This is a genomic window from Adhaeribacter arboris, from assembly GCF_003023845.1.
GTDB lineage: Bacteria > Bacteroidota > Bacteroidia > Cytophagales > Hymenobacteraceae > Adhaeribacter > Adhaeribacter arboris.
The window spans coordinates 6,811,768-6,837,091 of record NZ_PYFT01000001.1 but is presented as its reverse complement, the minus strand read 5'-3'; the positions used below and the strand labels follow the sequence as shown (position 1 = coordinate 6,837,091).

The 25,324-nt window shown below is 44.3% G+C and carries 19 protein-coding genes; 13 read left to right on the top strand and 6 right to left on the bottom strand.

What is annotated here, in order from left to right:
• Positions 1-17 precede the first annotated feature (17 nt).
• A complete protein-coding gene (locus tag AHMF7605_RS27660; protein ID WP_106933158.1) occupies positions 18-1,637 on the bottom strand; it encodes a type I restriction-modification system subunit M in 1,620 nt (539 codons plus the stop codon).
• Between the two features lie 417 nt (positions 1,638-2,054).
• Here AHMF7605_RS27660 and AHMF7605_RS27655 point away from each other — a divergent pair, with 417 nt between their 5' ends.
• Both AHMF7605_RS27655 and AHMF7605_RS27650 read left to right on the top strand, forming a co-directional pair.
• Entirely contained in the window at positions 2,055-2,432 is a 378-nt protein-coding gene (locus tag AHMF7605_RS27655; RefSeq protein WP_106933157.1) for a hypothetical protein, read from the top strand.
• A gap of 574 nt (positions 2,433-3,006) precedes the next feature.
• Positions 3,007-3,999 carry a C-terminal binding protein gene (locus tag AHMF7605_RS27650; RefSeq protein ID WP_106933156.1) on the top strand — a complete coding sequence of 331 codons (993 nt, stop codon included), beginning with the start codon at positions 3,007-3,009 and terminating at the stop codon, positions 3,997-3,999.
• A gap of 224 nt (positions 4,000-4,223) precedes the next feature.
• Here the strand turns inward: AHMF7605_RS27650 and AHMF7605_RS27645 are convergent, their stop codons facing one another.
• The 4 genes from AHMF7605_RS27645 to AHMF7605_RS27635 form a co-directional block, all read right to left on the bottom strand.
• On the bottom strand, positions 4,224-6,197 hold the full coding sequence (locus AHMF7605_RS27645) for a right-handed parallel beta-helix repeat-containing protein (protein WP_106933155.1): 1,974 nt from the start codon (positions 6,195-6,197) through the stop codon (positions 4,224-4,226).
• A 631-nt stretch (positions 6,198-6,828) separates the two neighbouring features.
• A complete protein-coding gene (locus AHMF7605_RS30015) occupies positions 6,829-7,005 on the bottom strand; it encodes a hypothetical protein (RefSeq protein ID WP_158267637.1) in 177 nt (58 codons plus the stop codon).
• Between the two features lie 911 nt (positions 7,006-7,916).
• Positions 7,917-9,302, bottom strand: coding sequence for a Coenzyme F420 hydrogenase/dehydrogenase, beta subunit C-terminal domain (locus tag AHMF7605_RS27640; RefSeq protein ID WP_106933154.1), 1,386 nt, complete (start codon positions 9,300-9,302; stop codon positions 7,917-7,919).
• Positions 9,299-10,495, bottom strand: coding sequence for a polysaccharide pyruvyl transferase family protein (locus AHMF7605_RS27635; RefSeq protein ID WP_106933649.1), 1,197 nt, complete (start codon positions 10,493-10,495; stop codon positions 9,299-9,301). Before AHMF7605_RS27635 ends, AHMF7605_RS27640 begins: the two co-directional genes overlap by 4 nt.
• 376 nt (positions 10,496-10,871) lie before the next feature.
• On the opposite strand from AHMF7605_RS27635, the gene AHMF7605_RS27630 reads away from it, so the two are divergent.
• Positions 10,872-11,474, top strand: coding sequence for a histidine phosphatase family protein (locus tag AHMF7605_RS27630; protein WP_106933153.1), 603 nt, complete (start codon positions 10,872-10,874; stop codon positions 11,472-11,474).
• A 129-nt stretch (positions 11,475-11,603) separates the two neighbouring features.
• Here the strand turns inward: AHMF7605_RS27630 and AHMF7605_RS27625 are convergent, their stop codons facing one another.
• Positions 11,604-11,834, bottom strand: coding sequence for a hypothetical protein (locus AHMF7605_RS27625; protein WP_106933152.1), 231 nt, complete (start codon positions 11,832-11,834; stop codon positions 11,604-11,606).
• Between the two features lie 560 nt (positions 11,835-12,394).
• Between AHMF7605_RS27625 and AHMF7605_RS27620 the strand changes: the two genes are divergently transcribed.
• From AHMF7605_RS27620 to AHMF7605_RS27570, 10 genes are all read left to right on the top strand, one after another.
• Complete coding sequence (locus tag AHMF7605_RS27620; protein WP_106933151.1) at positions 12,395-13,720, top strand: inositol-3-phosphate synthase; 1,326 nt, start codon at positions 12,395-12,397, stop codon at positions 13,718-13,720.
• A 712-nt stretch (positions 13,721-14,432) separates the two neighbouring features.
• The gene (locus AHMF7605_RS27610) at positions 14,433-15,551 is read left to right on the top strand and encodes an NAD-dependent epimerase/dehydratase family protein (RefSeq protein ID WP_106933149.1); all 1,119 of its coding nucleotides are present in this window, start codon (positions 14,433-14,435) and stop codon (positions 15,549-15,551) included.
• A gap of 47 nt (positions 15,552-15,598) precedes the next feature.
• Positions 15,599-17,653 (top strand): GDP-mannose 4,6-dehydratase, encoded by a 2,055-nt coding sequence (locus tag AHMF7605_RS27605; protein ID WP_106933648.1) that lies wholly within the window; start codon positions 15,599-15,601, stop codon positions 17,651-17,653.
• Positions 17,653-18,660: an MDR/zinc-dependent alcohol dehydrogenase-like family protein gene (locus tag AHMF7605_RS27600; protein ID WP_199200318.1), complete on the top strand. Its 1,008-nt coding sequence runs from the start codon at positions 17,653-17,655 to the stop codon at positions 18,658-18,660. The genes AHMF7605_RS27605 and AHMF7605_RS27600 overlap by 1 nt, the downstream gene beginning before the upstream one ends.
• A 154-nt stretch (positions 18,661-18,814) precedes the next feature.
• Positions 18,815-19,879, top strand: coding sequence for a Gfo/Idh/MocA family protein (locus tag AHMF7605_RS27595; protein WP_233219277.1), 1,065 nt, complete (start codon positions 18,815-18,817; stop codon positions 19,877-19,879).
• A gap of 36 nt (positions 19,880-19,915) precedes the next feature.
• The gene (locus AHMF7605_RS27590) at positions 19,916-20,986 is read left to right on the top strand and encodes a glycosyltransferase family 4 protein (protein ID WP_106933646.1); all 1,071 of its coding nucleotides are present in this window, start codon (positions 19,916-19,918) and stop codon (positions 20,984-20,986) included.
• 35 nt (positions 20,987-21,021) lie between these two features.
• Positions 21,022-22,161: a CgeB family protein gene (locus tag AHMF7605_RS27585; protein WP_106933147.1), complete on the top strand. Its 1,140-nt coding sequence runs from the start codon at positions 21,022-21,024 to the stop codon at positions 22,159-22,161.
• Complete coding sequence (locus tag AHMF7605_RS27580) at positions 22,151-23,260, top strand: CgeB family protein (RefSeq protein ID WP_106933146.1); 1,110 nt, start codon at positions 22,151-22,153, stop codon at positions 23,258-23,260. The genes AHMF7605_RS27585 and AHMF7605_RS27580 overlap by 11 nt, the downstream gene beginning before the upstream one ends.
• An 11-nt stretch (positions 23,261-23,271) precedes the next feature.
• Positions 23,272-24,366, top strand: coding sequence for a CgeB family protein (locus tag AHMF7605_RS27575; RefSeq protein WP_106933645.1), 1,095 nt, complete (start codon positions 23,272-23,274; stop codon positions 24,364-24,366).
• A 94-nt stretch (positions 24,367-24,460) separates the two neighbouring features.
• Entirely contained in the window at positions 24,461-25,279 is an 819-nt protein-coding gene (locus tag AHMF7605_RS27570) for a TIGR04290 family methyltransferase (RefSeq protein ID WP_106933145.1), read from the top strand.
• Positions 25,280-25,324: the final 45 nt, after the last annotated feature.

Sequence of the window (25,324 nt, the reverse complement as noted above, 5' to 3'; positions counted from 1 at the left end):
GTTTACTCTATTCTGTATTAAGCCCCAAACCCAATCTCTTGCAGATTTTTTCGTATCATCTTCTCCAAAGCTGCGCCTTCCTCAAATTGAGCTATTAACTCCGCTGTTAACAACTGCATCTTTTCTTCAAAAGGAACGCCATCGGTTTCTTCGGCTTCGGAACCCACGTAACGGCCTGGCGAAAGCACAAAATTATTGGCTTCTATTTCCGGGAGGGTAGCGGCTTTGCAGAAGCCATCTATATCTGTATAGTTGCCGTCCCGGTTGCGCCACTGGTGGTAGGTATCGGCTACTTTGGAAATATCTTCGTCGTGGAAGACGCGCAGGCGGCGGCTGGCCATCTGGCCCAGTTTGCGGGCATCTATAAACAATACTTCCTGCTGGCGTTGGCGGTGTTCGCCGTCGCGGCCGTCGCGGTTTTTGCTTAATATAAACAGGCAGGCGGGTATGCCGGTGGTCAGGAATAATTTATCGGGCATTTGCACAATGCAATCTACCATGTGGTGGCGGAGCATGTATTCGCGCACGTTTTTTTCGCCGGCACTACCGGAGGTCATGGCACCGTTGGCCATTACCACACCACCTGTACCGCGTGGGCTTAAATGGTGCCAGATGGTCTGGAACCACATGTAGTTGGCATTGCCGGGGGTGGTAAACAGTTCTTTGGCTCCAAACAAACGCGGGTCGTTTTCGGGCAGCAGTTCGGGGTGCCAGTTAGAAATATTAAACGGCGGGTTCATGAGGGCGTAATCGGCCTTCAGGTCGGGGAACCTGTCGTTCAAGAGCGAGTCGCCGAGCTTTACCTCAAAGGAGAGGTTGCGCAAAAGCAAGTTCATTTTGCAGAGGCGCAGGGTGCCTTCGTAGCGTTCCTGGCCGTAAATAGAAATATCGTTTTTATTACCGCCGTGAGCCAGCCCGAATTTTAAGCTTTGTACAAACATACCGCCGCTGCCGCAAGCCAAATCCAGGATGCGGCCGCGCAGGGGTTCAATCATTTCAACGAGCAGGCGCACCACCGAGCCCGGCGTAAAAAACTGCCCGGCACCGGAGCCTTCGGCCATGGCAAATTTGCCAATGTAATATTCGTACACCCGGCCGTAAATATCGCTTTCGGGGTTGTTTACCTCTGAGAACTTATCCTGCGAAAACAAATTAATCAGGCCTGCCACCTGGGTAGGCGTTAACTGGCTTTTGACAAAAATAGGTTCCAGCACGCCGGCAAAATCGGGGTTACGGGCGCTCAGGATGTCGTTGATGGTGACAAAGGCTTTATCTACCTTTACTTTTATATCGTCCTGTTCGGCGTTTTCGCGCAGGTAGGTCCAGGTAGCTTCGTAGGGCAACCGGTACACATTTTTTACCTGGTATTCCAGTTCATCGTCCAGCACGTAGCTTTGTTCTTGGGCGTCTATGTTGTAATAGTCGCTTTCGGGGTCCTGAAAGGAGATTTGTATTTCTGTTTTCCGGATTTCGTAGCGTTCGGATAAATGCTTCCCGAACAGCAGGGACAGGACGTAATCTTTATACTGGTTTTCGGCTACGGCCCCGCGCAGCTCGTTGGCGGCGTTCCACAACTCATTTTCAAAATCTATGTCGGCTTTGGGTTTGGTAGTAGTAGCGGTATTCTGTTTGGCCATTCGGAAAAGTTTATCTCCAAATATACCTTTTTTACCATAAGCAGCTATACTTAAAAATGGGTATTTTTAGTAGGTTTTTGACAAATTTTATCTACCAGTATGGCTTAACATAAATTATGTTGTGGCTTACAAATAAGATATATGTAACAAAATAGAAGCTTAAAACTAATTATTGGGGGAAGTACCGGAACATAAGCCAAGAGTAATTTAACTAAGAGTAATTTTACCACCCCTGCCCCTCTTAAAACAGGAGGGGAACTTAAAGTACCTCATCCTTTTCTCATTGTTTTATCTTCTAATTTGTTTTATTACTTACCTCATCCTCTGAGCTTATTTCAGTTATTATAAATAAAACCTTACATTCCGGTTGTTTCCGCTGTTTCAACGTTACAGTTATAATACTTACACCAAAAATAAATGTCAGGAAAAAACAAAAAACAATTCGGCGTGTGGCTCGATTCTACCCATGCCACCATAGTAGGTAGAGATCCGGTGGATACGGGAGACTTTGTTATTCTGGGCGAGGCTAAAAACACGGGCCAAGGCAGCAACTCCAACGAAAATGCAAGCAACAATGCCGAGCAATCGCTGCAGCAGAAATTTTTTAAAGAAATAACTACGCACATGCCCAATGCCGAAGAAATACATGTTACGGGTACCGGTATTACGCAGGAGCAATTTATTCACTTTTTAGCCAATACGGCCCAGTTTAAAAACACCGTCGCCAACGAAAGCACGTCCCACCAAATGGCCGATGATAAATTGATTCTATACATTACCGAAAAAATGAATTAATATCTTTTTTCAAAAAAGCAAAAAGCTACCCCGCTGCATGCAACGGGGTAGCTTTTTGCTTTTAAGTTTTTGCCACCTTAATAATTTTAAACTAAACACCAACCAAGTATTTCGCCGTTAATCCTCAGGAAAGAATTAATACCAAATAACATGAACTAGCTACCATAAGGTTGAAGGATTACACTCGGTAGGTTTTGCAAACAGTATTGTCCGAAACGAGCCCTGCAATTTCTTTCTAGTCATCCTGGAAGGAACTAACCGGCACAAAAGAAGAACAGCAGCGAACTAAAACTGGTTATTACCTCCCAGAAGGAATAAAATACTTTATTGCTAGTGCTCTGGCAGTTGCTCTTATCCAGTTAGATCCTTTCAGGAGGACAGGAAGGAGGGTGATGTAGTACAGGAACCTGGGTTTCGGGCAATACTGTTTGCAAAACTAACGGGTTTGTTTAACTCTATGGAAGCTAATAAAAGAGAACCAGTATAAATAATTGTATATTTTGGAAAAAGGTTATCTTATATCTTTCTAAATTAAAAGCTCTTTCCAGTCATTCTTTACCAAGTCTTTCTTTTAATGAGCAAAAAATACCGGGTAGTTATTACTGACTTTCTGAGCGATTCTCTGGAAACAGAAACTAAAATTTTAAATGCTCTGGCCGATGTTGTGGCATTGAATGCATTTTCAGAAGAAGATTTAATAGGAAAAGTGGAAGAAGCGGATGCAATTATTTTGTATCATTTGCTCACTATGTCTAAAAACACCATTGCTCGGCTTAAAAACTGCCGTTTAATCGTTCGGGCCGGGGTTGGAATCGACAATGTAGATTACCGGTATGCCCGTACCCGCGGGATTCCGGTGGTAAACATTCCGGATTACGGTTCCGAAGATGTGGCGGATACGGCCATGGGCATGTTGCTTTCGCTAATGTGCGGAGTGCATTTTTTAAATTCCCGCTTGCGTGCCGGCTTAGGGGAGTGGAGTTATACCCAGGTGCAGCCTCTCACCCGCTTGCGTACTTGTACTTTGGGGATTGTAGGTCTGGGGCGAATTGGTACGGCTCTGGCCTTACGCGCCAAGAGTTTTGGCATGGAGGTGCGTTTTTATGATCCTTATAAACCGGATGGTTACGACAAAGCTCTGGGTATTAAACGGGCAGAAACGTTGCCCGATTTGCTGCAGAACGCCCAAGTAGTAAGTTTGCACTGCCCTTTAACCGAAGAAACGCATCATTTAATTAATAACCGTACGTTGGCGTATATGCGGCCTGGTTCTTACCTGATCAATACCGCCCGCGGAGCAGTGGTGGATACCAGCCTAATTCCGGAGGCCTTAGCCAGTGGCCAATTAGCCGGCGTGGCCCTGGATGTATTGGAACAGGAACCTCCTCTTAATAATGCTCTTACTCAGGCTTGGCAGAATCCGCAACACCCGGCTCATCATAGGTTGATTCTTAATCCACATGCGGCCTTTTACTCCGAAGAAGGACTTGCCGAAATTAGAGTAAGAAGTGCTCAGGCTTGTCGTCTTATCCTGGAAAATAAACCTTTACGCAACGTTATTAATTAAGCGAAAGAACTTTAGTGCTGCATCTAATTAAAAATTAAAAATTTAGGATTAAAAATAAGGTTTCCAGTGAGAAAAGAAATTTGGAGAGGCACAAGTGTTCGACCAAAATAGATTTAAAACAAGCCTTCATGAGCAACCAAATGAAGAAAAGGTTTAATTCTCATTTCTAATTCATAATTTCTAATTTTTAATTTAATTAGGCATTCCCGCAAATCAAATTAGTATTAGCGATAGAATGGGTGGTCCTGGTTGTTTCGGGGCCCGTATACCGGGGCGGGCTCGCCAACCTCTATCGCTCCTAAATCGGGTGCTTTGCCTTTATAATTAGTATTTACATTCGGTAGTTTCAGACCGGCGTCCACTGCTTTGCTTTTTGGTTTAAGCTGAAAAGAAAAATCAGTAGCGTGGTAAATACCGTGTGGTTTGGTGGCATCGGGCATTCTTAAATTTTGAAAGATAGAATAATCCAGTTCCACGCCGTGCGCTTCCAGACCGCTCACTTTGGTTAGGCTGGTAAGGTTGGAAAAAGATTGGGCATCCTTTATGGTCAGGGTATAGTTGCGGAGTTGTTCCTGCGTGGGCGACACCCAGCGGTAAGAGTCGGGGCTGTTACGGTTAGATCGGTAGCCGTTGTAATCAGAAGTAGAATAAGCCGTTGCGTTCGGGAAAATAACAATCGGCCTTTGCGGCGCATCGGTTCCCAGAAACAAATTATTCCGGAAATGGGCGTTCGAGAAAGTCTGGGGATTTACATTTTCCGAAATGAAGGTGTTATGGTAAACAATCAGCCCGGCAGGTTTGGACATAAATTTAAGCGCACAGCCCGTAGGAATATGATACAGTACATTCCGGATAAAATAAGCCGGGCCACCAAAAATAGGTTGGGCGCTTAGCCCGCATTGCGCCGCGTTTACTCCCCGGTTGCGCATCACCCGGATATTATGAACTCCCCCGTCGGCTTCAATAAAATCATCCACCATCAGGTGAATATCATTATTGTAAATATCAATGGCCACGGCTTTTTGCACCGGATCGGGCGTACCGTAGGTGGAAACCGTAATAGCATCGTGGAAGTAGGCAACGGCGTTGTGGCAAATAACGTGACCAGCACCATACACTTTAATCGCAAAATAACTTTTTAGCGGCGTTGGAGCGTACAAACCCGGATTGGCCCAACCGACCAAATAATGCCGATCGTCGCGCCCCAGAATACTATTATCGGCAATGTAAAAGTTTTTGGAACCGGCATATTCGGTGGTGAGAGCAATCCCTACGTCTTCTATCCGGCAATTCCGCACGGTAAGATCGGTAGCGCCCAGTACTTCTTTCTGGCCCGCGGCAAACGCCACGTCGGTATTCCGAATGGTTAAATTTTCAAAAATATGGTGAGCAGTGGCCATTACGTCGAAGAGGCGGTGCGCGCCCGCTCCGTCGAAAATAGCCGCCCCATCCCCCGCTCCCCGTATGACGATGGGTTTATCGGCGGTTCCTTTGGCGGTTAACACGTAGGTTCCATCAAACGGAATTCCATGCGGCTCCACGTAATTTAACCGGTCGGCTTTATACAAGCCGGCGTGCACCAAAATAATATCGCCGGGTTGCACTTTGCGTTCACTCACCACCGACCAGTCGCCTAAGCCGGAACCATAATAGGCAGCTTTCAATCCCATAAAAGAGGGTTCTTGTTTGGGACCTTTCCAATCGACGGGGTACACGTGCAATAATCGTCCGTTGGTAGCCGCTTTGGGCTCGGTCCGAGTTCTTACTTTTACCACTTGGGTAGCTTCTCCTTGCACACCATCAGGGTCGGTCATGGTGAAGCGGCATTCATATTCGGTACCGGGTTCCAGATCCAGAATGCTACCGGCAAACCCGTGGGGTACCGTATAATCCAGGAATTCCGTTTCCCGGATAACGCGCTCCCCTCCTATCCGGAGCAGCGGCAGTGCTTCTAACCAGGTATGGGTGCCGGTTTTTCGATAAGTTACCCGAACCGTGGCATTTCGGTTATCATCGCCTATAATGGACCAATCAAACCCCAGATTCAGCAAGGTGGGAGGTTCTACCGTAAATTGCCCCGGACGCACAGCGTTTTCCGCCTTTAAAAGTACCGGCAGCAAAAACAAACTGAACAAACAAGCAGCAAAAGGGCCAGACCAAAGGCCGGTCCGGAAGAAGAATAGGGAAACTTTCTGCATGGCAAGTGGTTGCGGTTAGAGGCAGGCAAATAAGTGGTGCTCTGCCATCTGCCTCCAACAGATTTAAGTATCCGCGTAATTTAAGAAAATGTCCGCTTCTAGTGCTTCGGCAAATTAAAAAATTATGAATTAGGGATTAGAAACGAGGTCTAGGTACTTTCACCTGTTATATGATTATGTTCTTCTAAAAAATAATTTAGAAAAATACAGCTATAATCATAACTCAAATTCACTGGCAATACGGTAGGATGATGAAGCTTTTAACAAGGACTTGCCAAAACCAGGAACCAATCAGTTGTTTAGCGAACAGAAAGAAAAATTATGTCCGGAAAAACTCGAGTTGGGATAACCCTTTTAAGAGCCCAGATTTTAGTGGCTTCTTTTTTCGGCGACTTTCTGGTACTTTAAAGCGAGCAGCAACCAGGTAGTAGAAATGATAAAACCACCAATTGAGATTGCAAGTACAGCTAACGGATTCATAAAAGAGGAATTAAGCGTTTAAATTTAGAAAAATAAATTATTCGATTGGGGAGGCTATTGCTGCTCTGACACTCGGGAAATATTTTTGATTCCTAGATAGTAATAGAAACAAATTATTCCGCTTAAATAAAAATAGATAAAGCTGGGTTTCTTAAACCAGCTGCTTTAAAAATTGCAGCACTTCCCGGGAAATTTGGCTAAACTCATTTGAATTCGGCAAATTTGGCAGTGGTTGCTTATTTGTTAAACTCTCGGCTAAAACGCTTAATTGCTGCGATAAGGTTTGGTATTGTTCTTCTTTTAAATTAGAGTAAAATTTTGCTTCCATTAGATTTATATATTTATATATACTCTTTATCTAAAATCAGGCTAATCCTTCGCCTATATGCCCCAAATTAGACAAACCTGACTTCTTACAAGCCAAACCAACTGATATACTCGTTTAACTATATAAACCAGTTTTTACCGAAAAAGAATACTTTTAGATTAATGATTTATGGAGGTGAAAAAGATTACATTCAGGATAAGATAGTTAGGGTTTGGAAAGTAAAGAGCCTATTTCATAAAGCTCTTGCTAAAGGTTCAGCTTCTCCTTCTTAATGAATAATACATTTATACCATTTTGAAAAAATAGGACGTATTTACTCATATGTTTATGGTGCAAGTTTACAGTAAGGCTTCAACTACGAGCAATTGACGTCAGTTTGGCTGTGGAGGGCCTTCCAAGGTTTCGGTCCCGCAGGCATTCCGATGTGTAGGGGCGTGCTGCGCACGTTCCTACCCGCCCGGAAGAGCCAAACGAGGCCCGCCGGCCACGAGGCAAACAGGGTACTTCTCAAATAAGATAGCATCGCCAACTGGAGACTTGAAAAGGCTCCAAAGACAAAAAAGCAATATTCGTAGGAATACGTCTTTTTATATTTAATCTAGTATTATCTAAGAAGAGTTTTTATATAAATTATAACGGAAAATAAAAAGCTCCCACCATTAGCAAGAGCTTTTCTATTTCAACAATATGGGAAACAAATTTTATGTATAACAATTTCCCTTGCTTTCTGTTTGACCAAATTTGTATTTAAAAACTTAGACTCGGCTAACTAAACCACTTATCTATGCTTTACCTGATTAGAAATTAAGGCTAAATGTTACTTATTATATTTATTAATGAGAAACATTAATTATAACCTGAATAGGCATATGTCAGAAATAAAGAAGCGGAGAATAAACTTCTCCGCTTCTTTATCCTTTTAGTTCACTGTAACGCTTGCGCATTTCAGCCATTTTACCTTGGTGATAAGCCAGTCCGTGATAAATAGCCGCCGCCAAACGCGCCCAACTATAATAGAGCGGTGGCTTTTGTATTTGCCGGGCTAATTTAAAAACCCGGTTGCTCCAGGCGGAAATATAATAACGCACCCGGTAAATAAATTTACGGTGCCGGGTAGGGGTCTTAGAATCGGGGCTTACCCGCTTGCGCGGCTGTACTCCGGGGCGGTTCCAGGTAAGCCGGTAGGCGAGGCCTTCCCGGCGCTGGCGAAAGCCGGCTGCTTGGGTTTGGTGCACAAAGGCGGCATCAACGGTTTCTAATTGTAACCTACCCTCCTGGATGGCATTTTCGACTAAGTTTTGCATTAAAGGCGAACGTACTACTACCACGTTTGTTCCTTTTCCATCCGACGAATAAGGCTCTACCCAAGCATCACCAAAGGCTATGTCGGCAGTTTCGGCTACTACGTCGTCGCAGAAGTTACAGGCCGAGTTCATATAAAAACCGGCTCCCCAATCGCCATCGGCTAAATGCCACCAATCCCGGTTTACTACTTGTCCGTCGCGTAAAGTAAGCTGGGCATTATACCAATTGGCCGGCCGGTTCGGGTCTTTAAGGCGATACTCCACCTTTTCTATCTGGTTGGTAGGAACCTGCATTTGCCAGGCAAAACTCTCCACAAATCGGGCACTTTTCATGTGGCCACAGAACAAACCTAGTGTAAACCGGATGCGCTCCCGAATGACCGGATCTTCCCGGCGTAAAAGCTGCACCGCCTTAATAAAACACGGAATGCCCACTACGGCGTAATGGCCGGGAACTTCACGAATGGTTTTGAGAATGGCAGATAATTCTATCGGGTAATACCTCGATTTGGCGCCGGCGCGGACTTCGGCTTCGGTGCGGGCAATGCGGTATTTAAAATAACGCCCTTCGGTTTGCGGGTCTTCGGTAGCAATTACGTGGGCTACCCCGTCAATTAATCCTTTCCGTAATAATTCCGTGGCCACCCAGGTTACCATCCCACCCGAACTGCCTTGTAAACGAAAATCTTCTTCTCCCACGTGGCCCACGTAGGCCGTTTGAAAGCGGCCAATCGCAACATCTTGCTGCGGGGCACTGGGGTAAAGATTATTGGCCAGGTAATCTTCGTTCCGGGCGCCCGGCGAGAACGGGCAAGTCTGGGTAAAGCTTAAAGATTTTTGGTTAAACCAGGCGGGCGATCCTTGCGGTTTTAATTGTCCGTAATCATCAAAATTCATCTGGGCGTCAGGCTTATTGGCTTGCGCGACACAACTGCCGCAGCCAATACACAAACCAGAGTGCACAATATCTTTCGGGCTTAGCAGCTTACTCATGCCAATTGTAATTGTTTAGTACCTAAGGCCCGGTCGAGGTAGGCGTTAGAAGTTTGACGTAATTGATTCATTTTATTTAAAATTTCCGGATTCAGAGGTTCGCTTAATCGAGCATCGTATACCGCGGCCGGAGTTCCTTCCGGAATTAGATGTTGTTCCCCGCCTATTTTGGCCATAAGCCCTTGCAATTTGTACCGCCGGTAAGGAGTAGTTTCGCAAACAAAAGGTTTAGCGTTGCGCAAAGCAAAAACACAACCGTGGAAAAAGTTAGTGGCAACCGCTTCGGCTTTAGCCATAAAGTGAGCAAAATCGTGCGGATCGGCCGTTAGCCATTGTTCATCCGCCCAATCGTTCCGGTAACCAAAACTAAGGAGAGGCAGGTCTTTTTTCTTGGCCCAAGCTTGAATTTCGCGAATGAAAGACGCGGTGAAGTTGTGCCCGTAAACTGCCACGTAAGGCTTTTGCACTTGGTCCGGGAATTTTTCTTCCGGATAAACCGGGAACTGCAAACAGGGATCCAAAACCATTTCCGGCTCAAACCCGAGAGAATTTTTTATGATCGCTTGCGAGTTAGCATCGCGTACAGATATTTTATCAAAATTACGCAACTTTTCGGCCCAGGCAGGTTCCAGCCCCCAGGTAGCATCGTAATTACCAAAACTTGCCGCATACGAAACCAACCGCTTCGCCCGAACCCCATCGCCGTAGAACAAAGAGCAACCCCCAAACCAGGGATGCGATAAATTCCAGACTTCATCGCTGCCCACTACTACCACATCGTATTCTTCCATTTGGGCCGGATTTTCTAGTGGAAACCGTTGCGAAAGCGGCAGCGAATCAAAAATCCGGAAGAATTTAAGAATTTTCTCGCGGTACAGCGGGTAATCTGATTTCGGCACTGAGGTAGGTAAAACCGGTTGAAAGGCGCAGGTCCATTCCAGCAAGTTTACCCGGTGCGAATCATGATCCAGAATTTCTACGTCGTGCCCGCGGGCTTGTAATCCTTCGGCCAAACAACGAGCCTGCCAATAACTACCGTAATTAATACAACGATGAAAGGTTAAAACCCCAACTTTTAAAACAGGTGTATTCGTAGCGTGTTCCAAGGTATGCTGAATAAGTTTATTTAGTTTTATAATTAATACTCGGTTAAAGGAGGCAAAAAGCTGCCTTCCGATTACCGGTTTAAACATTAATAAATTTTGTACAAGGTCGAAAACTGCCAACGCCATAAACCTACTTTAGGTTATGTTGTTTTAACCTAAAGTATGAAAAAGAAATTTATCCTCTTATCTGACTTACCTATTTAATCTCTTTACTTATCAGCTAGTCCGTCCATAATCAGGTATTTATAAGTTTTGGTGAATTAAGGTGAAACTACTTCGGGCACTTTGGGGTATCTGTGAAATTTTACTTTTACAAATGGAATAGAAACGGCCCGCCTCACCATATCGTTACAAGCATGAATTTCAAAAAACAGGTGCGTACCGGTAAATTAAAGTATTTTCTTTTGTAAAGAAAGGCAGGTATTCCGAAAAGAAAAGCTCATTAAAAAATAAATTTGCATTCATGACTACTATTTTATTGATTCGTCACGCTACTACCAATGCCGTCGGGAAACATCTTTCCGGTCGAGCCCCGGGCGTATTCTTAAACGAGGAAGGCCTTAACCAAGCTCAAAAACTGGCGCAGCGGCTCTCCAATTTACCTATTACAGCTATCTATAGTAGTTCTTTGGAACGAGCCATTCAAACCGCCGAACCTTTAGCCGATTTACTTCAACTTACCCCAATTATCAACGAGGATTTTATTGAATTAAACTTTGGCGAATGGACCAACGCTGCCTTTTCTGAACTTCAACAACAAAAGCAATTTCAACTTTTTAATTCTTTTCGCAGTGTGGCTCGCATTCCGGGGGGCGAGTTAATGTTGGAAGCCCAAGCCCGCGTCATCAATGGCCTTCAGAAATTATGTTGGCAGCACCCGCAGCAAACTATTGCCGTTGTAAGTCATTCGGATTTAATTAAAGCCGCCGTAGCGTATTATGCCGGCATCCACCTGGATATGTTCCAACGCCTTGAAATTAGTCCGGCTTCGGTGAGTATTATCCAGATTTTCGAGGAAACTGCCCGGATTTTACTTTTGAATGATACCGGTGAGATTAAAATCTAATTTTCTAAATTTACCTCCATCTACTTTCTGCTTCCGGAACTTAAATTTTCAAAAAATTATTGAGCCAATAAGCCTGAAGGTTTTTCTTTTTTCAAGTAGTGCATTATAATTCTTATTGAATAGTTACCTTCACGGACACTTGATTACCAAACCCAGATCAGACAAACCCAATCCGTGCTCTTCCTGCCATAACTGTTTATCAAATTTTAAACCCGATAGCAACACCACAATCCGATTCCCGTACAATCCCCGGATAACGGGCTTGGCAATGGCAACTCCCGGGCTCCACCTAGTTATGGCAGGGGTGCGGGCTAATAAATCTGTTAAGTAGGAATTGCCGTAAGAAAATAAACTACCCATAAGAAGCGGATTAATAAGCAAGGCCGTTTGCTTTACTAATTTTTCTTTATGAGCCGTAATAGTAACGCCGGTTAAAGTTAGCGTCCGGATATACCATCGGTTATTTGCCTCTAAACTGCGGCGGTAAGGAAGAAAGTTAAAAATGGCAGCAGGCTTTTTTTAAACACAATTATTAATTTTATTTAGGCGAGCAAAATATCACCTGTAGCATACCTAATTAAAAGGCTTACTACGGAAAATACCCGGCTCCGTCATTTTTTCTTTTTTGCTTTTATCTTGGCGTTTCTTAAAAGTACTTTCCGGAATGGCAAAGTTTACAAGACTTGATTGGCAATAAGTAAAACAGGCAGGAATCAATCTGAGTTGGATTACAGCCGGTAAAACTTTTTCTACTCAATGCAGTTGTAAGCGATAAGTTTGAAAGCAGAAAGTTGTCATTCTGGAATTAGGTACTTGAAATTATTCCGGCTAAATCGACCGGTCAATAAATAATTTACCTATTTTGTCCGGATTTGGGCGAAAAATTATATAAGATTATCATTATTATAAAATCATAACACATGCATAATACCATAGAGAAAGCAACAGGAAAGCTTGGTATACTAACTCCGGGTTTAGGTGCGGTAGCCACCACCCTTATTGCGGGAGTAGAAGCCGTGAAAAAAAATCTGGCTCAGCCCGTTGGTTCCTTAACCCAGATGGGCAACATCCGGTTAGGGAAAAGAACGGAAAACCGTTTCCCCAAAATCAAAGATTTTGTACCATTGGCCGACCTGAACGACATTGTTTTTGGTGGTTGGGACGTGTACAGCGATAATGTATTTGAGGCCGCCATGAATGCCAAAGTACTGGAGCCTATGCTTTTACACGCCGTAAAATCGGAACTGGAAGCCATCCAGCCCATGAAAGCGGTTTTTGACCGGGCGTACATTTCTAACCTGGATGGAGATCATATTAAACAAGCGGCCACCAAAGCGGAACTGGCTAAAATGGTAATGGACGACATTGAAAACTTTAAAGAAGCCAATGATTGTTCGCGCGTAGTTATTGTATGGTGCGGTTCCACCGAAATTTACCTGGAGCCTTCAGCGGTACACGAAACCATTGAGAATTTTGAAGAAGGTTTACGGAACAATCACCCGGCCATTGCTCCTTCCATGATTTACGCGTACGCCGCAATTAAATTGGGAGTACCTTTCATGAACGGAGCCCCTAATTTAACTTGTGATATTCCGGCCCTAATTCAGTTAGCCAAACAAACCGAAACTCCCATTGGCGGCAAGGATTTTAAAACCGGCCAAACTTTAATGAAAACCATTCTGGCTCCCGGTTTGCAAGCCCGCGCTTTAGGCATTAAAGGCTGGTTTTCGTCTAATATTTTAGGTAACCGTGATGGCTATGTTTTAGATCATCCGGATAATTTTAAAACCAAAGAAGTTTCTAAATTAAGCGTTCTGGAAGATATTCTGCAGCCCGATATTAACCCGGAACTATACGGCGAAATTTACCATAAAGTACGAATCAATTATTATCCGCCGCACGGCGACAATAAAGAAAGCTGGGATAACATTGATATTTTTGGCTGGCTGGGTTACGCCATGCAAATCAAGATAAACTTCTTGTGCCGTGATTCCATTCTGGCCGCTCCTATTGTATTAGATTTAGCTTTATTCAGCGACTTGGCGAAAAGAGCGGGTATGTCGGGCATTCAGGAATGGTTATCTTTTTACTTTAAATCGCCGCAAACTCTTCCGGACCTGCGTCCGGAACACGATATTTTCAAGCAATTAATTAAACTGCAAAATACTTTGCGTCACATGATGGGCGAAGATTTAATCACGCATTTAGGCTTAGACTATTACCAGGACTTAATGGAAGCCATGTAATACTATTGTAATTTATAATATTTGGTAATGATTTAATAGCAACCTAATAAAGGCCGTTTATGGCGACCATTTTCCAATTGCATTATGAATTTTAAGTATTAATTGAATAAATTGTAAGTAAAGTTTTCTATTTAACTTTCTTAAAAAGTTGCCAAATAAATACGGATAAACAAATAGGATTAATACGGATTTCTATATTATTCATTTAATTCTTAACCTTGAAAATAAAGCCGTTAGTAAGTACTTACTAACGGCTTTTGTATAGTATTTAGAAATAATTATTAATTTAATTTTACTACTTGCCTTAAAATAAAGGTTATAAACAGCAGCATCATCTACAAACCATTTATTTTATAATACGTTTTAGGACAATAAATCCGAATAAAGGAATATAACTATACCATTAGCTTATTGAAGAATTTTATCTCACATACCTTAATCAGTAAAAGAATTTTTAAACCCGGTATTAAAGCCGGCAGCCGTTTTTCTTTTGCAAAAAAATCTCGAAAATCCCCGATGTTTAAAGTTAAAACAGTGCGTTTTAGGGGATTGAGTTTAATTAAATCTAGCCGTTCAAGTGGTGGTAGCAAGACGGCAGTACGGCTTTTAAGTAGGATACAGTTTAATACTTGCCGGGAAAATTCCCCTCTGTTCCGGAATAATTAAAACAATGCTCTAAAATTTAAAATCTATAAAATACCAACCATAACCTATGACGAAGAAAGTATTAATTACAGGAGGTGCCGGTTTTATCGGATCGCACCTAGCCGATGAATTATTAAATTTTGGGTACGAAGTAAGAGCATTGGATAATCTTTCGGAGCAAGTTCACGGCAAAGATTGCCAACGCCCCGAGTATTTAAATCCGGAAGTTGAATTAATGGTCGGGGATGTGCGGGACAAGAAAGTAGTACTGGAAGCCTTGGAAGGCGTGAGTGCTGTATTTCACCTCGCGGCAATGGTTGGCGTGGGCCAAAGCATGTACGAAATCCGGGAATATACCGATGTAAACAATACGGGCACGGCTGTTTTACTCGAATGCTTATCCCAAAAGCCAGTCGAAAAACTTATTGTAGCTTCGAGCATGAGTATTTACGGCGAAGGGATGTATAGAAATGCGGCCGGCGAATTAGTAACTGCGATGGAGCGTCCGCTGGAACAATTGAAAAATGGCCAATGGGAAGTGCTGAACGAAAACGGCGAAGAATTAACTCCCATACCAACTCCCGAAACGAAAACTCCTTGCCTTTCTTCGGTGTATGCCTTGTCTAAATACGACCAGGAACGCATGAGTTTAATTGTGGGTCGTGCTTATAATATACCAACGGTAGCCATGCGCTTCTTTAATGTGTACGGTACCCGCCAGGCTTTATCTAACCCTTATACTGGGGTTTTAGCCATTTTTGCGTCCCGGTTCCTGAACGATAATCCCCCCATGATTTTTGAGGATGGTCAGCAGCAACGCGATTTTGTGCACGTGCGGGATGTGGCTTTGGCTTGCCGATTAGCCTTAGAAACTCCGGAAGCCGACGGTAAAGTATTTAACGTGGGAAGCGGTAATAATTATGCCATTTCAGAAATTGCGGCCCGCTTGGCCCAGGTTTTAGGCAAAGATCAGCTGAAAGCCCAAATTACCGGCAAGTACCGGGTAGGCGATATTCGGCATTGTTATTCTGATATTTCCTTAGCGAAAGAGGTATTAGGTTTTTATCCGCAGGTAGAATTCAACAGTGGTTTATTAGAATTGGCGGAGTGGCTCGAAGGACAAATTGCCCACGACCGGGTAAACGAAGCGAGCGCGGAATTAGCTGCCCGGGGCTTAACGGTATAAATCTGGTCACCGCAATTATTCTAATTAAAACGGAAGAATAGATGTTAATGGATATACTATCTAAAAATACTGAGAATAAATTTCAACCCTTAATCGGGTTAGTGGAATGGTTCCGCCCCGGTGAACAGGCGCGGGTTGAAAAAGCCCTGGCAGATTTGAAAGAATTAGGAGTAACCGAGTTGCGTACCGGTATTTCCTGGAATGATTATTCTACCCCGGCAAGTCAAGAATGGTACCAATGGCTGCTCCCCCGTTTAGCCAAAGAAGTAAACGTTTTGCCTTGTTTGCACGCAACTCCCCCGGCTTTAGGAGTTACGCCGCGTACTTCTGCCCCTTTAACTAATCCGAAAGATTTTGCCGATTTCTTGGCTACATTCATTCAAGATTTAGGTGAGCACTTTGAATGGGTAGAACTCTGGGACGAGCCTAATAATACCCTGCAATACGATTATACTTTAGACCATAACTGGCAAGCGTTTACTCAAATGGTAAGTGCTGCCGCCCAATTGGCACATCAACTCGGCAAAAAAACAGTATTAGGTGGTATGCGGCCCATTGATCCTAACTGGCTGCAACTGCTGTTCGATCGTGGGGTAATGCATTATATAGATGCGGTGGGCATTCACGGTTTTCCGGGGGTGTTTGATTTAAACGGGGAAGGCTGGGAAGAAAATATTGCCAAAGTAAAAACTGTATTAAATCAAAATAATTCAGTTGCCCAAATCTGGATAACGGCCGCTGGTTTTTCTACGTGGCAACACGACGAATTCCAACAATTACAGGAGTTCCGGAATATTTTAAATACTAGTGCTGCTAAAGTTTATTGGAACTGCCTCCACGATCTGGATATAGAAGCTACTTCTATAAGTGGTTTTCACGTGGATGAACGGGAATATTTTTTCGGTTTGAAAAGAGCGGATGGTAGTCCTAAACTATTGTACCGCTTGTGGGCGGAAAATGGGAGTAACGGTTTAAACAAACTTACTTGCATCAAACGCAAAACCAGCTTTAATCCGGCCGAAAAATATTCATTAATTACCGGAGGCGCCGGTTTTGTGGGTACCAACTTAGCTAAACGCTTACTCCAGGAAGGCAAACGGGTTTTAATCCTGGATAATTTATCGCGTACCGGGGTAGAAAGAAATTTACAATGGCTGCACGATAATTACGAAGAGCGGTTGGAAATTCACGTGGCCGATATTCGCGATTTGCTTACGGTTAAAAGGCTCATGAAAAATGCCGACCAGGTTTTTCATTTTGCCGCCCAGGTAGCCGTAACCACTTCGCTGGATTTACCCATTAACGATTTTGAAATTAATGCCCGCGGCATAGTAAATATCCTGGAAGCTATCCGGGCCCAGGATAATCCGCCTCCTTTGGTATTTACTTCCACGAATAAAGTATACGGTGGCCTCGAAGACTTATTGTTTATTGCCGATGGTTCCCGTTATAATCCTTCGGATAAATCCATCCTAAAGCACGGTATCGGGGAAGCCCGTCCTTTAGATTTTCATAGTCCCTACGGTTGTTCCAAAGGAGCCGCCGATCAATATGTTATTGATTATGCCCGTACGTACAACTTACCGGCCGTAGTTTTTCGGATGAGTTGCATTTATGGTCCGCACCAATACGGCAACGAAGACCAGGGCTGGGTAGCTCACTTTGCCATCCGAGCCATTGAAAACAAACCCATCAGCATTTACGGCGACGGTAAGCAAGTGCGCGATGTTTTGTTTGTAGAAGATTTAGTGGATGCCTTTCTACTAGCCCAGCAACACATGCCGAAAATTTCCGGCCAAGCCTTTAATATTGGCGGTGGTCCCGAAAATACCACCAGCTTGTTAGAATTATTAGAAATTATCGGGGATTTCCAAGGCCAGAAAATACCGCTGCAATTCGGTGATTGGCGGCCCGGCGACCAGCATTATTACGTATCGGATATCCGGAAATTCAAAAAAGCCACCGGCTGGTGTCCGAAAAATTCGGTACAAGAAGGAGTTTTGAAGTTGTATAAATGGCTGTGCGAAACCCGCGGTATCGAATTACCGGTCGATTTCTCCATCCAGGAAAAAAATGAAGTTTCTAAAGTTGCCATTGCTTAATGAATTCAGAATTAGTTGACTTACCTACTTTAACCCAGAATAAAGTTTCTACTATGCGGGCAGCCGTTATTGTTACACCCCAAAAGGTAGAAATTACCGATGTTAACTTACCAGAACCCGGACCAACCCAGGTGCGCATTAAAATGCAAGGTTGTGGCCTATGTGCCTCTAATATTCCGGTTTGGCAAGGTCGCGAGTGGTTCTCCTACCCAATTGCCGCCGGTAATCCCGGGCACGAAGGTTGGGGAATGGTAGATGCTATTGGCGAAGAGGTAACCACCATTAAAGTGGGTGAGCGTGTGGCAGCCATAACGTATAATGCCTACGCCGAGTACGACTTAGCCGAGGCAGAATCTTTGGTAAAACTTCCTACTGCTTTTAATGACTTACCTTTTCCCGGCGAGCCTTTAGGTTGTGCCATTAATATTTTTAAACGTTCCGATATTCAGCCTGGGCAAACCGTTGCTATAATTGGTATTGGCTTTTTAGGAGCCTTATTGATTCAATTGGCTAAAAATGCGGGTGCCCGGGTAATTGCTCTTTCGCAACGGGATTATTCTCTGAAAGTTGCTCGGGAATGCGGCGCCGATGAAATTGTTAAACTGGATAATCACTGGCAAATAATTGAAAAGGTAAAAGACTTAACAGGAGGTGTATTTTGCCCGCGCGTGATTGAGTGCACCGGGAAAGAATGGCCTTTGAATCTGTCCGGTGAATTAACGGCCGAACGTGGTAAGTTAATAATTGCTGGCTACCATCAGGATGGTATGCGTTCGGTGAATGTGCAGCTTTGGAATTGGCGAGGTCTCGACGTAATCAATGCCCACGAACGCGACCCTAAAATTTACCTGCGAGGCATGCAGGAAGCCGTGAAAGCCGTACTAGCTCAACAAATAAATCCGCAAGCTTTATACACCCATACCTTTGCCTTTGAAAATATAGCCGAAGCTTTTCAGATGCTGCAAGACCGGCCCGATGGCTTTATGAAAGCACTGATTAGATTTTAGCAATAAGATTTAATCCGCCTTCTAGAAGCTACCGCGAGCGTCTTCGCTCGTGTTTTTGCATCGTCCGGCTTCTGGCCGGTGTGGTTGACTATATTTACTACTGCAAATTTTTCCGGGAAGAATGTCTTTTAGCCATTAATCAAGGCAAGTGCTTTTGAAAAGCAATAATAGTAAAAACATGCAACAAGATTCGCTTTTAGATAAAAATACAATCTTTCCCCTTCAGCCAAACTCTACTATACCTAAGCTAGGTTTTTTAGGCGTAGGTTGGATCGGCCGCAACCGACTGGAAGCAATAGCTAAACACCAAGTTGCTGAAATCACGTATGTTTCCGATACTGTACCAGCCAACTCCGAAGAAGCATTAAAAACTGCGCTAAATGCTCAAGCTGTAGCATCTCTCGACGACATGCTGACCGAAGAAGTGGATGGAATTGTAATTGCTACCCCCAGCGCCTTACACGCCGAACAAACCATAACGGCTTTGAAGGCCGGAAAAGCGGTTTTCTGCCAAAAACCATTAGGCCGCAATCGCAAAGAAATCCAAAAAGTAGTGGAAGCGGCCCGGGCTGCTGATAAGTTATTAGGGGTTGATTTATCTTACCGCAACACGCAAGCCATGCAGGCAGTGCACCGGGTCATTCAATCCGGAGAACTGGGCGAGATTTATGGCGTAGAACTAGTATTTCATAATGCCTACGGGCCGGATAAACCCTGGTTCTACGACCCCAAATTATCGGGGGGTGGTTGTGTTATTGATTTAGGGGTACACCTAGTAGATTTAGCCATGTGGTGTTTAAATTTTCCGGCCGTAGCAAGTGTCAACAGTAGTTTGTTCAGTAAAGGAAAACGTATTATCTCCTTAGAAGAAGAGGTAGAAGATTATGCTACTGCCAGTATAAATTTAAAAACCGGGCCCCATGTACAATTAACTTGTTCCTGGAACTTACCCGCTGGCCAGGAAGCTATTATTAGCGCCAATTTTTACGGCACTAACGGGGGTGTTGCATTTAAAAATAGAAATGGTTCGTTTTATGACTTTGTCGCCGAGCGTTACTACGGTACCCGAACCGAAGTTCTTTGTTCCCCACCCGACGATTGGTCGGGCAGAGCGGGTGTTGTGTGGGCCAACCGCCTGGCTGCCGGCGAAAAATACCACGCCGAAGCCGAAGAATTTATAAAAGTGGCCGAAGTACTGGATAAAATGTACGGAAAATAATTCATGCCCCAGGAAGCAAAACCACTAAAAATTTTAATGACGGCAGATACTCTGGGCGGAGTCTGGACGTACGCTATTGAATTAATTCGGGCTTTAGAGCCAGAAAGAGCCGAAGTAGCCCTGGCTATTATGGGCGCTTCCCTTACCGCTAATCAATACCAGGAAATTAATTCTCTTTCAAATGTACAACTCTACGAGAGCACTTTTAAACTAGAGTGGATGGATAATCCCTGGGAAGAAGTAGATGCTGCTGCGAATTGGCTAATGCAAATAAAACAGGAATTTCAGCCCGATCTTATTCACCTGAATAACCTGGTTCACGCGCATTTGGACTGGGGAAAACCTATAATAGTGGTAGTACATTCTTGTGTTCCTTCCTGGTGGCAGGCAGTAAAAAAAGAAAAAACACCGGATACTTGGCAAGAATACCAGAAGCGGGTCACGCAAAGTTTACAGGCTGCCAATTTAGTCGTGGCGCCTACCCTGGCCATGCTCGAAGAAGCTGAAACTCTGTACGGTCCTTTTCAGAACCATTTAGTTATTCATAACGGTCGAGATATAAGTTTGTTCCGGTACAGTTCCAAAGAGCCTTTTATTTTTAGTATGGGTAGGATTTGGGATGAGGCTAAAAACATCAAGCTATTAACGGAAATAGCACCGGAACTGAGTTGGCCCGTGTTAGTAGCCGGCGATGCCCGGCACCCGGCAACCGGAGAAATTCTTGATTTGCCGAATGTCCAGTTTTTGGGCTACTTGAATCAGGAGCAAATTGCAGATTACTTGAGCCGGGCTTCTATTTTTGCTTTGCCGGCCAGGTACGAACCTTTTGGTTTATCCGCCTTAGAAGCCGGGTTATCCGGTTGTGCCTTGGTTTTAGGAGAGATTCCGAGTCAGAAAGAAATCTGGCAACACGCGGCTACTTACGTAAACCCGGAAAATGCAGCTCAACTAAAAGCAACCCTTACCAAGCTGATTTCAGATGAATTTATTCGTAACATTTTCAGCTTCCGGGCGATAAAAGTTGGCTTGCAGTTTAGTGCTAAACAAATGGCGTTTGAGTATGAACAGGTATACCAGCAACTTCTCGCGGCAACAGTAACTATTTAAAATCATTAAGACAGGAACTTTAATTTAATCTAATAATGAAAATAGTGCTTTTTTACCATTCCCTGCTTTCCGACTGGAACCACGGCAACGCTCATTTTTTACGCGGCATTGTGCAGGAACTGAAAGTACGGGGACATCAGGTAGAAGTTTTTGAACCCGAAAATGGCTGGAGTTTGCAAAATCTTGTTTCGGAATATGGCCAGGAAAAATTAAAAGAGCTTCAACAATATTACCCCGGATTAAAAACTAATTTTTACGCTCCTCCTTCCCTTAATTTAGATTTTGTGCTAAGGGATGCTGATTTGGTATTGGTACACGAGTGGAACGAGCACGAACTAGTCCGGCAAATAGGGCAACATCGCACCCGCAACCATTATAAATTGCTTTTTCACGATACGCACCATCGGGCCGTAACCGAAAAGAAAAGCATGGCCGCTTATGATTTAACCAACTACGATGGGGTGCTGGCCTTTGGAGAAGTTATCCGGAATATTTACCTGCAGGAACAATGGACCCAAAAAGCCTGGACCTGGCACGAAGCAGCCGATACCTCCGTTTTCTATCCACATACTAAAACAGAACTAGAAGGCGACCTGGTTTGGATTGGTAATTGGGGCGATGAAGAACGTACCGCCGAGCTGCACGAGTTTTTAATTAATCCGGTGAAAGAACTGGGTTTGAAAGCAAAAATATACGGGGTCCGCTACCCCGAACACGCCCTAAAATCATTAGCAGAAGCAGGAATTGAATACGGCGGCTGGTTACCAAATTACAAAGCTCCCGAAGAATTTGCCAAATATAAAGTAACCGTACACGTACCCCGCCGCCCTTACGTAGAAGCTTTACCCGGCATTCCTACTATCCGTCCGTTTGAAGCTTTGAGCTGTGGTATACCCTTAATTACGGCTCCCTGGGAAGATGCCGAACATTTATTTACTCCGGGTGAGGACTTTCTGGTAGCTCAAAACGGCGAAGAAATGAAGAAACATTTGCAAACCATACTTACGGATAAAAACCAAGCAACGGAACTAGTAAACAAGGGTTTAAATACCATACAACAACGCCATACCTGTGCCCACCGGGTGAACGAACTGGAAAAAGTGTGCGCAGAATTGGGCATTGCCGCTACAAAAATTTACGGGAATAAGAACGAAGAAACAGTTTATGCAAAATAACAAAAAATTAAAAATTGCTTTTTTTGGCTCCAGTTTGGTTTCAGCATACTGGAATGGAGCAGCTACGTATTACCGCGGCATTGTGCGGGCTTTACACCAACGTGGTCACCAGGTAACTTTTTATGAACCCGATGCTTATCAGCGGCAGGAAAACCGCGATATTCCCGACCCGGATTGGGCCAAAGTTGTGGTGTATGCCGCTACCGAAGAGGCCGTTTTTAAAATGCTGGAACAAGCAACGGAAGCGGATATTGTGGTAAAAGCAAGCGGCGTGGGTGTATTTGATGGATTATTAGAAGCCGAAGTGCTGAAATTGCAAACCCCGGAGCGGATGGTAATTTTCTGGGATGTAGATGCGCCTGCTACCTTAGACCGCGTCCAAAACAATCCGGATGATGCCTTCCGGGCTCACATTCCCCAGTACGATATGGTACTGACTTACGGCGGCGGCGAACCGGTCATTCAAGCTTATGAAGCCTTGGGCGTTAAGCAATGCGTTCCTGTTTATAATGCTTTAGATACCGCTACGCATTTTCCGGTAGAGCCCAATCCAAAATTTGCCTGCGATTTAGCTTTCTTGGGTAACCGCTTACCGGACCGGGAAGCCCGCGTAGAACATTTCTTTTTAGAAGTCGCGGCCAAACTTCCCCAGAATACCTTTATTATTGGTGGCAGCGGTTGGGGCGACAAACCCATGAGCTCAAATGTAAAATATATCGGCCATGTATTTACCCAAGACCATAATGCGTTTAACTGCACCCCGAAAGCGGTATTAAATATTAGTCGGGAAAGTATGGCCCGTTATGGTTTTTCCCCGGCCACCCGGGTATTCGAAGCCGCTGGAGCAGCGGCCTGTATCATTACGGATTATTGGGAAGGCATTGATTTTTTCTTTGAGCCGGATACCGAAATTTTAGTAGCAAAAAACGGCGACGAAGTGGGTAAAATTATGGCCGGGTTAACGGAAGAAAAAGCCACGGCTATCGGGAAGGCGGCTTACAACAAAGTGTTAGCAGCTCATACATATAACCACCGGGCCGACCAGTTAGAAAAATTACTGCACAGTAAAATTGCCAGAAAAGCCGGCGAGTTGGTATGAAGCAAGAATCCATGAACATAGTTATCCTGGGTTTATCGATTACTTCTTCCTGGGGTAACGGCCACGCTACTACTTTCCGGGGATTGGTGCGGGAATTAGCAGCCCGGGGCCATGAAATTTTGTTCCTGGAACGCGACGTGCCCTGGTACGCCTCCAGCCGGGATTTACCAAACCCGGGTTACTGCGATACGCAGCTTTATATTTCCCGGGATGATTTACAAGCCTGTTTTACCGAGCAGGTACGCGAGGCCGATTTGGTGATGGTGGGTTCGTATGTTCCGGAAGGAGTTTTGATTGGGCAATGGGTAATGAATACGGCGCAAGGCATGAAAGCTTTTTACGATATTGACACTCCGGTAACTTTAGCCAAACTGGAGCGGGAAGATTACGAATACCTGCACCCTAATTTAATTCCGCAATACGATTTATATTTGTCTTTTACCGGTGGCCCAACTCTGGAGTTACTCGAACAAAAATACGGTTCGCCGAAAGCCAGACCGCTATACTGCTCTTTCGATCCGGACTTATACTTTCCGGAACCACAGGAAATGAATTGGGATTTAGGTTATTTAGGAACCTACAGCGACGACCGGCAACCACCTCTGGAAAAGTTAATGTTGGATGCTGCCCGCCAATGGCCGGAAGGTAAGTTTGTGGTGGCTGGTCCGCAATATCCCCTATCCATCCAGTGGCCTGAGAATACCCAATATATCCATCATCTACCACCAGCGGAGCACCGGGAATTTTATAACCGCCAGCGCTTTACTCAAAATATAACCCGGGCCGATATGATTAAAGCTGGCTTTTCGCCCAGTGTACGCTTGTTCGAAGCTGCTGCCTGTGGTACCCCAATAATTAGTGATTACTGGGATGGTTTAGACTCTGTTTTTGATTTTGATTCGGAAATCTTAGTTTCTTATTCCGCTCAGGATACCTTACGTTTTTTGCGGGAAATTTCGGAAACCGAACGAAAAGCCATCGGCGAGCGAGCTCGGCAAAAAGTGCTAAATCAGCATACCGCCGCCCATCGGGCCTTGGAAGTAGAGCAATACGTTCGGGAATACAAACCACTAGCTAAAGCCAGTGGTCATTTAGAAGAAAGGTAATAACAAACTAGTTTCAAAGCTTTTATACTTTAAACTTCCCTATAAATTGCCTTCCACTTTAAGTGAAGGAAGGTTACATTCAACAAATAGATACATGGCTACATTACAGCAGGAGATTGATCAACTAGGACCTTGGTTTCATAACATTCATTTACCCGATGGTACCCAAACGGCACCTAACCACACTTTAGGAGATTTCCCGGCTTTTAAATGGAAAGATATTGCCCCTTTTATTCCAACTGATTTAAGTGGTTGGAAGGTACTGGATGTGGGCTGCAATGCGGGATATTATACCTTGGAACTGGCAAAACGCGGCGCCCAGGTACTCGCTATTGATATAGATCCGCATTATCTAAAGCAAGCCGTTTGGGTGGCGCAGCAATTTGGTTTAGATAACCAAATAGAATTCCGGCAATTGCAGGTGTACGATGTAGCCCGGTTAGAACAAAGGTTTGATTTGATTTGGTATATGGGAGTACTATATCATTTGCGGTACCCACTTTTATCCTTGGATATTCTCTCCCAGAAATTAAACCGGTTAATGATTTTTCAAACGCTCACCATGCCTGGCGAAGAAGTAGCAGAAGTTCCTCCGGATTTAGATTTTAATGACCGGGATAAAATGCGGCAAGACGGGTGGCCCAAAATGGCCTTTATCGAGCAGCGATTAGCGGGTGATATAACCAACTGGTGGGCTCCCAACCACGCCGGCGTGGAAGCTATGTTGCGCTCCTGCGGTTTAAAAATAAGCGAGCGGCCTGCTCATGAAATATACCTATGCGAACCAGACATATCTAATACGAAAAGCAGTCATACCTGGAATAAGTCGGAATATTTATCGGCAACCGGCCAGAATTGGGAAGAAGCAGTACAAGCTAAAGTATCCAATAAGAACCGGACTTTAACTTCCTGATAGTAAAATTAGTATACTTCTTTTACTTGCTACCCTAAAAACACC